This window comes from Truepera sp. (assembly GCA_032027045.1).
GTDB lineage: Bacteria > Deinococcota > Deinococci > Deinococcales > Trueperaceae > JAAYYF01.
The window spans coordinates 2,076,454-2,088,678 of sequence record JAVSMU010000001.1; the positions used below are offsets into that span (position 1 = coordinate 2,076,454).

The window sequence follows — 12,225 nt, forward strand, 5'->3', positions numbered from 1 at the left end:
TTCAGGCAAACGCGTGTGAGCGGGTATCTGTATGCCTGTGCCATGCGGTATCTCCCTGTCATCACGTGCGTGTGGTCGCTGGGCCGAGGGCTCGACGACGGGGCGCGGGGCTCTTCGGCGGTTGGCGAAGTCTACCAGACGAAACCGGGGTGGACCTCACCCGAATTTCAATACCTTCCGCTTCTTCTTCGGCTTCGCCGGGGCCTCGGTTCCGCCCTTCGGGGGCTTGCTTCTCGCGGGCTGTTCTCTCGCGGGTCTGCTCTTGGCGGGCTGCTCTTTCGCAGGTTTGCTCTTCGCGGACTGGTCCTTCGCCTGCTTGCCCTTCGCGGGCTGCTCTCTCGCGGGCTTGCTCTTCGCGGGCTGCTCTTTCGCCTGCTTGGCCGCCTCGGGCTGCTCTTTCGCCTGCTTGGCCTTGCCGGTCCGCTCCTTCGTGGGCTTGGCCGCGGCTGCCTTGGCGGCCCCCGCCTCGGCCGCGCCCTTCTTGGCGTCGCCCTTCTTCGCGTCGCCGCCCTTCTTGGCTTCTCCGGCCTTCTTCGCGTCGCCGGCCTTTGCGCCCCTGCCCGCCGGCTTGGCCCGCGCGTTGCGACCGGCGATCTCGGTCACCACGCCCTCGGCGGCGCCCTGCTGCGGCGTCTTGAGTTTCCCGGGCCGGCGGGTATCGGCCGGCTTCTCCTCCGCCTCCAACTCGGGCATCGGCATGTCGGCCGGTATGAGGTCGATCTGGCGTTGCGTCGGGTTGGCGGCCAGGATCCTGATCTCCACCCTGTCGCCCATCCGGTAGCGCTTGCGCGAGTGCTTGCCCATCAACATGAGCTGCTCTTCGATGTAGAGGTAGTAGTCGTCGACGAGGTGGCTCACGTGCATCAGGCCCTCGACGGCGTTGGGCAGCTCGACGAACACCCCGAAGTTGGTGACGCCCACGACGATGCCCGTGTAGGTCTCGCCCACGTGCTCCTTGGCCCAACGCGCGTGATAGTAGCGCGTGAGGTCCCGCTCGGCCTCTTCGGCCACGCGTTCACGCTCGCTGGCGTGCTCCGCCAGCGCGGGGAAGTCGGTCTTCATGCGCTCCTTGAGCGTCGGCGAGAGGCGGTGCTGCAGGAGCGCGCGCACCACGCGGTGCACCACGAGGTCGGGGTAGCGGCGGATGGGGCTCGTGAAGTGGAGGTAGCTCTCGAAGGCGAGGCCGTAATGACCCAGGTCCTCGCTCGAGTAGCGCGCCTGCTTGAGGCTCCGGAGCAGGAGCGTGTTCACGAGTTGCGCCTCCGGTTTGCCGGCGGCCTGCTTGAGGATGGCCTGAAGGTCCTGAGGCTTCGAGTGCTCGAGGTCGAGAACGTAACCCAGCCTGGCAAGGGCCTTCTGCAGCGCCTGGACCTTCTCGGGGCTGGGGTCCTCGTGAACGCGGAAGAGGGCCGGCACGTCGCGCCGGCTGAGCTCGCTCGCCACCAGGCGGTTGGCCAGCAGCATCATCTCCTCCACCAGCTGCCGGGCCGAGTTGCTCCTCACCGGGTTCACGTGAAGCGCGCCCTGGTCGTCGACCTCGACGCGGGCCTCGGTGAAGTCGAAGTCGAGCGCCCCGGCACCGATGCGTGCGGCGCGCAGTTCCTGCGTGAGGTTGAGCATGACCTTGATGTCGCGCTCGAGCTTGCGCTTGCCCGCGGGCAGGCGACCGCCGTCGGCGAACTCCTGCACTTGCCGGTACGTCAGGCGCGCGTCGGACTGGACGACGGTCTCCTTGAACTTGAACGCCTTCACCTCGCCTGTGCGCGTTATGTCCACGAACAGCGAAAGGGCCAGGCGCGCCTTGCCCTCGTCGAGGGAACAGATGCCGTTGGAGAGGTCCTCCGGCAGCATCGGCAGCACGCGTCCCGGGAGGTAGACGGACGTGGCGCGCTCCACGGCTTCCTTGTCGAGGCTCGTGCCCTCGGCCACGTAGTAGCTGACGTCGGCGATGTGGACGCCTACTCGCAACAGGCCGTCCCGGGCCGAATCGAGCCGCTCGATGCTGAGGGCGTCGTCGAAGTCCTTGGCGTCCTCGCCGTCGATGGTGAACGTGACCGCCTTGCGGTAGTCGGAGCGGCCCGCCATCATCTCGGCCGTCACCTCGTCGGGTACGGCCTGGGCCTCGGCCAGCGTGGCGGGGTCGAACTCGGCCTTGAGGTGGTACTTGACGATCACGGCGCGAGTCTCGACCTCGGGGTCGTCCTCGGTGCCCAGGAACTCGGTCACCTCGCCGAAGGGCTCCCGTTCGCCCGACTCCTCGGGCCAGACCATGCGCGCCACGATGCGCGAACCGCCCTCGAGCTTGCCCACGGACTCCGGGGTGAGGAGGATCCGCGACTGCAACCGCACGGAGTCGGGCCGCAAGATGGCGTAACCCCTGGCGTACTCGAGCGTGCCCACCACCTTCTCGTAGCCGCGCTCGATGATGCGGACGATCTCGCCGGAGGGGCGCCCGTCGTCGCTCTTCATGGGGTTGGGGCGCGCCATCACCCGATCGGAATCCCAGGCGCCTCCCAGGCGGTCGGCGGGGATGTAGAGGTCCTTGCCCCCAGCGTCGGGGATGACGAAGCCGTAACCGCCCGAGGCAACCTGCAGGCGGCCCAGGACCATGTTCATCTCCTGCGGCAGGCCGTAGGTCCGGCGGCGCGTGCGGATCAGTCGGCCTGCATCGGCTAGTTCGGAAAGGATGTGTCGCAGCTCGGCGCGGTCGTCCACCTCGAAGCGGCGCTGGATGTCTTGTACGTGCCAGGGTCGCTCGGGGTGCTCCAAGAAGAAGCTGAGTACCTGGTCGGGATTGATATCTGGCATCTGGCGTAGTGTAGCGCGTCCCCGGCCCGCGGCCCGGTCGAGCGTCGAAGGGCCGTCAGCAAGGTCGCGGCCGGTGAGCCGCCGACGCCCGGGCCCGGCGAGCGTCGAAGAGCCCCGGCTAGAGCCTCAGCGCAAGCGAGCGACTTCTTGCCGCGCCAGCGCTGCCAGTGCCGCGCGGCTCGGTGACGGGGCGAAGACGCCGAGCGCCGCCACGGCTTCTTCCGCCTGGGCCTCTATCTCGCTCCTCGTGCGCTCGTGGGCACCGTGCGCCGTGGCCAGCTCGGCCATGCGCTCCACGTCGCCGGGCCGGGCCGCCCGCCTCGCGAGGATGGCCCGCGCCTCCTCGCAATCGTGCTCTAGGAGAAGGCTCAGCACCGTGTGCGTCGCCTTGCCCTCGCGAAGGTCGCCGCCAACGGGTTTGCCTAGGACTTGGGGGTCACCGAGAAGGTCGAGGTAGTCGTCGCGCAGCTGGAACGCGCGCCCGAACGCCATGCCGTAGCGGCGCAGCGCCCTCAAGTCCGCGTCGTCGGCGCCGGCAACCAGTCCAACGCCCTGGCTGGCGGCGGCCAGCAGCACGGCGGTCTTGCCCTCGATGACCCGCGTGTAGTTCTCCCACGAGTAGTCCTGGAGCGTCGCGACCTGGAACTGGAGGACCTCGCCCTCGCACACGTCGGCCGCCGCCTCGGCCATGAGCGACGTGAAGCCGGCGCTTCCGCTGGCGGCCAACAGCCGGAGCACGCGGGCGAGCATGAAGTCGCCCGACATGACGCTCACCACGTTACCGTAGCGCCGGAAGGCGGCCTCGCTACCCCGCCGCGTGTCGGCGTCGTCGATCAGGTCGTCGTGTAGCAGTGACGCCGAGTGAAGGAGCTCGACCGAGAGGGCGACCTGCATGGCCGCCTCGGGCGGTGCGCCTAGGAGGCGACCGGTGAGGAACGCCACGCCGGGCCGCAGTCGCTTACCGCCCGCCTTCACCAGGTCGGCGCCGATGGCCTCGATGAACGCGACGGAGGAATGGAGTTCGCCCTCGAGCCGCTCCTCGAAACGCACCAGCTCCTCAGCAACGAGTTCGAACACGCGGCCAGTATAAGGGGGCTTGTGCGCCCGGGTACTAGCCCGCCGTCGCGACCAGGTCCTGGTGAGGTTGCAGGTAGAACGCCAGGCGCTTGAGTCCCGCCAGGAAGTCGACCGACTCCACGCGAACGCTGTCGGGGACGTCGAGCACGGTGGGCACGAAGTTCAAGACGCCGCGCACGCCGGCCTCGACGATCATCTCGGTGGCGGCCTTCGCGCTGCCTACCGGCACCGTCAAGAAGACGATGTCGAGCGTCAGTTCCCTCACGCGGCCGGCCAACTCGTCCATGCCATAGACGGGCAGTGTGCCGATGCGGGAGCCGACCTTGGCGGGGTCCCGGTCGAAGCCGCACACCAGGTCGAAATTGAAGCCACTGAAGTGCGGGTAGTCGGCGAGGGCCTGGCCCAATCGCCCCATACCCACGATCGCAACCCGCCAGGAACGGGTGAGGCCGAGAGTGCTGCTGAGCTCGCGGCGCAAGATGGCGACCGTGTAGCCACGGCCGCGCGTGCCTGACGTCACCTTGGCGAGGAGCAGGTCTTTGCGGACCTGGTGAGCGGAGACATGAGCCGCGTTGCCCAACCGCTCCGAGGTGGCGTAGATGACCCCCTCCGCCTCCATGTCGGTCAGTACGCGCAGGTAAGCCACTAGTCGGCTGACCGTCACCGACGGGAGGTCCTTATGCATCAGCGAGCGAAGCTCTCGATGCCTGCAGCCGTCAATCGGTCCTGAGCTTTGGCAAGGGAGGGCGCATCGTAAGGCCCCACCAGGAGCTTGAGGAGGGAGCCCTCGGTGCGCTCCACCACCTGGAAGCCGAGTTCCTGGAGCCGCTCGATCTGCGGCAGCGCGCTCTCGCGGCTCCCGTAGGCGCCCACCTGCAGGTAACGTCCGTCACTCGTTGCGGTGGTCGGGGGGCTCGCCGGCGCGGGCGGCGTTGACGCCGGCGGGGTGGCGGCCGGCGGCGCGGAGGTGGCGGGGCTCGTCGTGGCGGGGGTATCCGAGGCGGAACCGGCGCCGGAACCGTCGGGTTCGTAGAGGTAGACGGTCGGATCCGGAACCCCGAAGTCGCCTGCCTTGATGCGCCCGGCCACGGCCCGCGCTTGCGCCTCGGTCTCGTAGGGGCCGACGAGAACGATGGTCAGGCTGCCCTGAGTTCCGAGCAATACCGGGTAGCCGGCGGCCTGGAAGGTTGCCGCCAGGCGCTGCGCGTTCTCGGCATTGCCGAACGCACCCACGGAGACGCGGTACGAACTGCCCTCCGCTGGAGCCGTGGCGGCGGCGGGCGCTGCCGTGGCGCCCGCGGCGGTTGCTTGGCTGGGCGGGGGCGTGGTGGGTTGCGCGGCGCCAGAACCGGGAGCCGGCGTGGAGGGTGCTTGGGTGCTTGGCGCTTCGCCACCCGGAGGCAGCACCGCTATCGGGGCGCCCGATTGGCCGGAAGCGCCAGGCTGCGCCGAATCGGTTGGCTGGGCGGCCGGAGGAGGGCTGGCCGTGGCGTCCGCGGCACCCGCCGCAGTGCCGGGTTGCGCCACCGGCCCGCCGGCCGGGGCTGCGCCGACATCGGAGGCGGCCGGCTGGCTGCTACCGGACTCGGCCGTGCCAGGAAGGCCGGCGCTGGGTTGCGTGGTGTTCGGTTGAGCCGTGCTTGACGGGGTCGCGGTTTGCCCGCTGCCGGCACCGGGAACGGTGGTCGAGCTTTGGGTGGTGCTGCTAGAGCCGTTGGTCTTGGCCCCTTGGCCGACCGGGAAGAAGGACCCTCCCGAGATCAGTGTGGCGATGATTCCCGCGATCACGGCCACCAGGGCCACGCCGATCAGGAGGTCGGGCCAGTTGCGTCGAAGCCAGTCCATGGGTCTCATTCTACCTTTGCGGCCTTGTACGGTCTCGCCTTGGAAGGGGAGTGCCCCGGGCGTTCGTCACGCCGACATCCGAAGGCGCTCGACGGCCGGGGCACCCCCACCCTCACAAGTAGTTACTGATGGCGTTGCAAGCGGGCTGGTAGCCCTGCTGGCAGGACGTCACCCAGGCGTCGCGGGCGCCGCCACGGCGGTCTTGCGAGTACAAGGACCAGCCAAGGTTGTAGATGCTCTCGCTGTCGTCGGGATTCTCCTTCACGAGCTTCCCATAGACGTTCTCGGCCTCTTCGTAGCGCTGCGCGGCCAGGTAGCCGGCACCCAGGTTCATGCGCGCCTCGGTGCTGCTCGGGTCGAGCTGAACGGCCCGCTCGAAGTTGCGGACGGCCGCGGCGTAATCGCCCTGCTGGTAGGCGGCGAGGCCGGCCCAGAGCTGGACCTGCGCGTCGTTGGGGCGGTCAGCCAACACGGCCTGCAACTCCGCCGAGGCCGCCGCGTAATCGCCGGTGCGGTAGAGGGCGCGGCCGGCGATCAGGCGCGCGTCGGTGACCAGCTTCGGGTCGGAGAGCCGCGAGATGGCCTCACGCGCGCTCGAGAGGGCGTCGGTGCTGCTGGAAACCTGGTCGTAGGCAGTGGCGAGTGCTAGGTAGACCTCGGCGCGGTTCGGGTCGAGCTTCTGCGCGGTGCGCAGCGGCTCGATCGACTCGCGCGTCTGTCCGCCCTCCAGAAGCGTGACGCCCAAGTTGTACTGGGCCTCCCAGGAAGCGGGGTCGATGAGCACGGCACGTTCGAACGAGTCTCGCGCCTGCGTGTCGCGGCCAAGGCCACGCTGGAGGGTGCCCAGCTTGACGAGGGTGCTCGATTGCGCGGCGGCGTCGTTGGCCTTCTCCGCCTTCTGAAGCGCGCGCTCGAGCGACCAGACGCCGTAATCGATCTGCCCCTGGCCGACGTAGATGTCGGAGATGAGCGCGCTGACGCGGTAGTCGCCGCTGTTGGCCTCGAGCGTAGTGAGTTCAGGGAGGGCCTCGAGACCCTTCCCGGCCTTGTAGAGGGCCTGGCCCCGGCGCAGGATGTAGTCGGCGTTGTTCGGCTCGAGCTCGAGTGCGGCGGCGTAGGCAGCGGCCGCGCCTTCCCAATCGCCGCTCAGTTCGAGCTGCGCGGCAAGACCGAGCTGCGCCTGGACGCGGTCGGCGGGGCTCGCTTCGGGCGCGGCCTGGGCGATGGCCTCAGCGAACGCCTTGGCGGCCTCGGCGGGCTGACGTAGCCGCGCGAGCGTGACTGCGCGGTTGAACTGGCCATCGAAGCGCTCGGGGTAGAGGCGCGTGACCTCGGTGAACTCGAAGAGGGCGGCCTGATAGTCGCCCCGCGAGAACTCGGAGAGCCCTAGCCCGTAATGCGCGTCACCGGACGTGTAGTCGAGCGCGATGGCCTCGAGGTAGTTCTCCTTGGCTAGGTCGAACTCGCCCTGGTCGTAGTAGGCGTTGCCGAGTGCTACCCAGGCGACCACGCTGTCGGGGTTGGCTTCGACTTCCGCGCGCAGCTGGGCGACAGACTGTCCCCACACCGGTGTGAGCAGGAGCATGGCGGCTAGCGCAACGAATGCCGCTCGGCCACTCCACCTGCGGGTTCCTCTGATCATGCCTGCCTCCATATCGCTGTGTGCGGAGCCGCCACAGGGTGTGTCTGGCCACCTCCTGGGGGAGGCTTCCGGGCACCCCACTCGCCCAGCGGCACCGCGTGCCACGCGAGAGTTGAGGCCAAGTCTATACCGACCCAGTGGGCGCTTCTTGTGAAATCATCCACCTGCTCGGGCGCCACGTGAAAGCCGCCACGCACGCCCCAAGCGCGGATCAAGCGCCCGGCATGACGACGCCCGAGTCGGCCACCGCTGCTGCCCCGGCGCCCTGGAGCGCCAGCTGCCCGCAGGCGGCGCCGGCGTCGCGACCCCGGCTGAAGCGCACCGAAACGCTGACGCCCCTGTCGGTCAGTCGCTTCTGGAACTGCGTGATGCGCTCTCGCGGGCTGCCCTGGAAGCCCGAGGCGCCCCACGGGTTGAACGGGATGAGGTTCACGTGTGCCGTCAGGCCCCTGAGGAGTTCGGCCAGCATGTCGGCCTGCCACGGGTGATCGTTCGTGCCCTCGAGCATCGTGTACTCGATGGTGATGCGGCGGCCCACCCTGTCCTGCCAGTCGTGCAGGGCCGCCATGATGTCGGGAACCGTGTGGGCGTGGGCCGTGGGGATTATGCGCTGCCGCGTCTCCTGATCGGGGGCATGCAGGCTCACCGCCAGCACCAGGGGCAGCCCCTCGCCGGCGAGCTTGCGGATGCGCCCCGGCAGCCCGACCGTAGACAGGGTGATGCGGCGCGGCGACATGTCGAGGCCGGCGGGGTCGATCCAGGTCTCTATGGCGCCGAGGGCGTTCTCGTAGTTGAGCAGCGCCTCGCCCATACCCATGAGGACCACGTTGCGGATGCCGGCGGGTGGGACGCCCTCGTGGCGCGCGACCTCGACGAGCTGCGCGACGATCTCGCCGCGGGTCAGGTTGCGCCCGAAGCCGAGCGCGCCGGTGGCGCAGAAGGCGCACGCGGCCGGGCAGCCGACCATCGAGCTGACGCAAACGGTGCGGCGCCCCTCGTACGGCATATATACGGCCTCGGTCTGCTTGCCGTCTCGCAGGGTGAACAGGTACCTGACCGAGCCGTCGTCCGACTCGAAGCGTTGGAAGGAGGCGAAGGGTTGAGAGGCATGGTTGGCGCTCAGCCACTCACGCAGCCCCAGCGGCAGGTTCGTCATCTCCTCCGGGCGCGTGGTTCCCCGGCCGTAGACCCAGCTCGCGATCTGCCGACGCCTGAAGGGTGGTTCCCCCTCGGGTAGCGGCAACTCGGAGATGTCATGGTCGTAGAGAGTGGCCTCCAACCGCTGCATGACGGTCACGCTACAGCAAAGTCGCCGCGCTATCATGCAGCCAAGCCGACAAGGGAACGCGTGAACCCCGTGAACCCCAAGCCAGTTTCCTCACGACCGCAGCACGCCTGAGAACGGCCAGCGCCTGGAGGACGAATGACAACCCACAAGGTCAAGACCATCGGCATGGTTCTGGCGGGCGGGAAAGGCTCGCGGCTTCATCCACTCACCTGGCGGCGCACCAAGCCCGCCGTGCCGTTCGGCGCCAAGTACCGGATCATCGATTTCGCCCTCAACAACATGATCAACTCCGGCGTGTACGGCATCTACGTCCTCACGCAGTTCAAGGCGCAGAGCCTCACCGAGCACATCCAGCGCCATTGGCGCTTCGGCACGTTCCTGGACGACCACTTCATCACCCTCGCCCCGGCGCAGATGTACCTCTACGAGGAACTCGGCGCCGAGTGGTACCGCGGCACGGCCGACGCCATCTACCAGAACCTCCACCTGGTCGATCACAATCGCGCCGGCCTGGTCGCCATCTTCTCGGGCGATCACATCTACAAGATGGACATCAGCCACATGATCGAGTACCACCTCGAGCACGAGGCCGACGTGACCATCGCCGCCTACCCCACGCCCGTCGCCGACGGGCGCCGCTTCGGGGTCTTGCAGATCGACGACGATTGGCGCATCAGCGAGTTCCATGAGAAGCCCGAGGAGCCCAATCCCATCCCCGGCCGGCCGACTCACTGCCTGGCGAGCATGGGCAACTACGTGTTCTCGGTCGAGGCGCTCATGCAGATGCTCCAGGACGACGCCAACGAGCCGGGGTCCGACCACGACTTCGGCAAGGACGTCCTCCCCCGAGCCCTGCGCGAGGGCAGGCGCTTGTTCGCGTACGACTTCGCGCGTAACCCCATCCTCGGACAGGCCGGACCCAACACGTACTGGCGTGACGTGGGCACGCTCGACAGCTACTGGGAGGCCAACATGGACCTGGTGGCGCTGAAGCCGGAGTTCGACCTCTACAACGAGGAGTGGCCCCTTCGCACGTCGGCGGAGTTCTCGGCGCCCGCCAAGTTCGTGCACGAGGAGGAGGGCCGGCGCGGGCAGAGCTTCAACTCGCTGGTCGCGGGCGGCGTCATCATCTCCGGCGCCACCCTCAGGCGCACCGTGGCGTTCCGCCGCGTTCGCGTCAACTCTTACGCCACCGTCGAGAACTCGGTGCTGCTCGACAACGTCGTGGTGGGCCGGCGGGCCACCGTGCGCAACGCCATCATCGACAAGAACGTGGTGGTGCCGGACGGCGAGCAGTTGGGCGTCGACCTGGAGCAGGACCGCGCCCGGGGCCTGTTCGTGAGCGACAAAGGCATCGTGACGGTGCCCAAAGGCTTCACCTTCTCCTGAGGCCACGCCGTGAGGGGTACGACGCCCCCGGTACAGTGATGACTCATCGTCCGATGCTAGGCTTTACGCATTGGTCCGAGGCACCCGCGGCGCTTGCCCGTAGCCTCACCGCGAGCTACCGAAGCGGAGCCCGGATTCTGGAGGCAGCTGTTGAAACGTTCGTTCAATCCCTGGCTGGTCGTGATGCTCCTCATCCTGGGCATCTTCGTATTCAACCAGTTCAACTCGGGAACGGGTAGCCGCGAGATCAACTTCTCCACCTTCACCGGGTTGGTCGACCAGGGCAAGGTCGCCTCGGTCGTGATCGACCGGAGCAGCGGGGTGATCACCGGGGAGTTGACCAGCGAGTCGCAGGTCATGGTGAACGGCGAACCACAGACGATCAAGTCTTTCCGCACCACCACGATCCTGACCGACAGCCTGCTCACCGAGCTTCGTTCCGACGTCAAGAGCGTCACGATCCGCAACCCACCGCAGTGGCTGAACCTGCTGCTCGGCTCGATACTGCCTGTCGTCTTGCTCATCGGCGTCTTCTGGTTCATCTTCATGCGCTCGCAGGGCGGGCCGAACCAGGTGATGCAGTTCGGGCAGTCGCGCGCCAAGACCTTCGGCCGCGAGAACAAGGTGAACACCACCTTCGAGGACGTGGCCGGGCACAAGGAAGCCAAAGAGGAACTCATCGAGGTCGTCGACTTCCTCAAGACGCCGCAGAAGTACTTGCGCATCGGCGCCGAGATCCCCAAGGGTGTGCTCCTCGTGGGCCCCCCCGGCACCGGCAAGACGCTGTTGGCGCGGGCCGTCGCCGGTGAGGCGGGCGTGCCGTTCCTGACCGTCTCGGCGTCCGAGTTCATGGAGATGTTCGTGGGCGTCGGCGCCAGCCGCGTCCGGAGCCTCTTCGAGGAGGCCCGCAAGGCGGCGCCCTCCATCATCTTCATCGACGAGCTCGACTCCATCGGGCGGCGCCGCGGTGCCGGCATCGGCGGCGGCCACGACGAGCGCGAGCAGACCCTCAACCAGATCCTGAGCGAGATGGACGGCTTCGAGAAGGACACCTCCGTCATCATCATCGCGGCCACCAACCGCCCCGACATCCTCGACCCGGCGCTGCTGCGCCCCGGCCGTTTCGACCGTCAGGTCACCATCGGGCTGCCGACCATGTCGGAACGCGAGGACATCCTCAAGGTCCACGTGCGCAACAAGCCCGTGACGGACGACGTGAGCCTGCGGCGCCTCGCCGAGGCCACGCCCGCCTTCTCGGGCGCCGACCTCGAGAACCTCACCAACGAGGCCGCCCTGATAGCCGCGCGCAACAACAAGCAGGTCATCACCTGGGTCGACTTCAACGAGGCCCTCGACCGCATCACCCTTGGGCTCAGGCGCAGCAGTCTGGTGCCGTCCGAGGAGGAGCGCCGCATCCTCGCCTTCCACGAGGCCGGCCACGCCGTGGCTTACGCGGCGCAGCCCGAGCTGGGGGACATCCGCAAGGTGACCATCATGCCGCGCGGTGGCGCGGGGGGCTTCATGGCACCCCTGTCCAAGGAAGAGATGTTCTACAACGTCAGCCGCTTCAAGGCGCAACTCGTCGTGGCGTTCGCCGGCCGCCAGTCCGAGAAGCGCATCACGGGCACCATCTCGTCGGGCGCCAGCAACGACCTCAAGCAGGCCACCGAGACCGCCAAGCAGATGGTCCTCGACCTCGGCATGGGGTCGCAGGAGTTCGTCGCCTGGGGCTCCGACCAGGGGCCGATCTTCCTAGGCGGCGAGATCTCGCGGCGCAAGGACTTCTCCGAGGAGACCGCCCGGCAGCTCGAGGAGGAGGTCTCCGGCATCCTGGAGGCCGCCTACCGCGACTCCGAGGCGCTGATCGAGGAGAACTGGATCTCGGTCGAAGCCGTGGCGACCGCGCTGCTCAAGCGCGAGACCATCGACGGGAAGCTCATCCACCGGGCCCAGGAGCTGGCGCAAGAAGGCAAGTCGGCCGAGGAGATCAGCGATTGGATCCTCGAGACGGCCGCCGAGGCCGAGCGCCGCGCGCAGGCCACGGAGGAGCGCGAGCGGCGCGCCGCCGAGGAGGAACGCCGCCGCAAGTCCGCCGAATCGGGCGGCCGACCGCCCGTCGAACCGCGCCCGGAACCCCGCACGGCCAGCGAGTCGGGCGACTGACGACCGCACCACC

8 protein-coding genes are annotated in these 12,225 nt (G+C 68.3%); 2 read left to right on the forward strand and 6 right to left on the reverse strand.

Annotated features, from left to right (window positions below):
• Nucleotides 1–156: 156 nt before the first annotated feature.
• From rnr to rlmN, 6 genes are all read right to left on the reverse strand, one after another.
• Entirely contained in the window at nucleotides 157–2,808 is a 2,652-nt protein-coding gene (rnr, locus tag ROY82_09575; protein ID MDT3682705.1) for a ribonuclease R, read from the reverse strand.
• 126 nt (nucleotides 2,809–2,934) lie between these two features.
• Nucleotides 2,935–3,885: a polyprenyl synthetase family protein gene (locus ROY82_09580; GenBank protein MDT3682706.1), complete on the reverse strand. Its 951-nt coding sequence runs from the start codon at nucleotides 3,883–3,885 to the stop codon at nucleotides 2,935–2,937.
• 34 nt (nucleotides 3,886–3,919) lie between these two features.
• On the reverse strand, nucleotides 3,920–4,570 hold the full coding sequence (locus tag ROY82_09585; GenBank protein MDT3682707.1) for a redox-sensing transcriptional repressor Rex: 651 nt from the start codon (nucleotides 4,568–4,570) through the stop codon (nucleotides 3,920–3,922).
• Nucleotides 4,570–5,730, reverse strand: a complete 1,161-nt coding sequence (locus ROY82_09590; GenBank protein ID MDT3682708.1) for an SPOR domain-containing protein — start codon at nucleotides 5,728–5,730, stop codon at nucleotides 4,570–4,572. The genes ROY82_09585 and ROY82_09590 overlap by 1 nt, the downstream gene beginning before the upstream one ends.
• 112 nt (nucleotides 5,731–5,842) lie before the next feature.
• Nucleotides 5,843–7,372: a tetratricopeptide repeat protein gene (locus tag ROY82_09595; protein MDT3682709.1), complete on the reverse strand. Its 1,530-nt coding sequence runs from the start codon at nucleotides 7,370–7,372 to the stop codon at nucleotides 5,843–5,845.
• 211 nt (nucleotides 7,373–7,583) lie between these two features.
• On the reverse strand, nucleotides 7,584–8,660 hold the full coding sequence (gene rlmN / locus ROY82_09600; protein MDT3682710.1) for a 23S rRNA (adenine(2503)-C(2))-methyltransferase RlmN: 1,077 nt from the start codon (nucleotides 8,658–8,660) through the stop codon (nucleotides 7,584–7,586).
• A gap of 135 nt (nucleotides 8,661–8,795) precedes the next feature.
• On the opposite strand from rlmN, the gene glgC reads away from it, so the two are divergent.
• Nucleotides 8,796–10,049 (forward strand): glucose-1-phosphate adenylyltransferase, encoded by a 1,254-nt coding sequence (gene glgC / locus ROY82_09605; GenBank protein ID MDT3682711.1) that lies wholly within the window; start codon nucleotides 8,796–8,798, stop codon nucleotides 10,047–10,049.
• Between the two features lie 150 nt (nucleotides 10,050–10,199).
• Nucleotides 10,200–12,212: an ATP-dependent zinc metalloprotease FtsH gene (ftsH, locus tag ROY82_09610; GenBank protein MDT3682712.1), complete on the forward strand. Its 2,013-nt coding sequence runs from the start codon at nucleotides 10,200–10,202 to the stop codon at nucleotides 12,210–12,212.
• The last annotated feature ends 13 nt before the right edge of the window (nucleotides 12,213–12,225 follow it).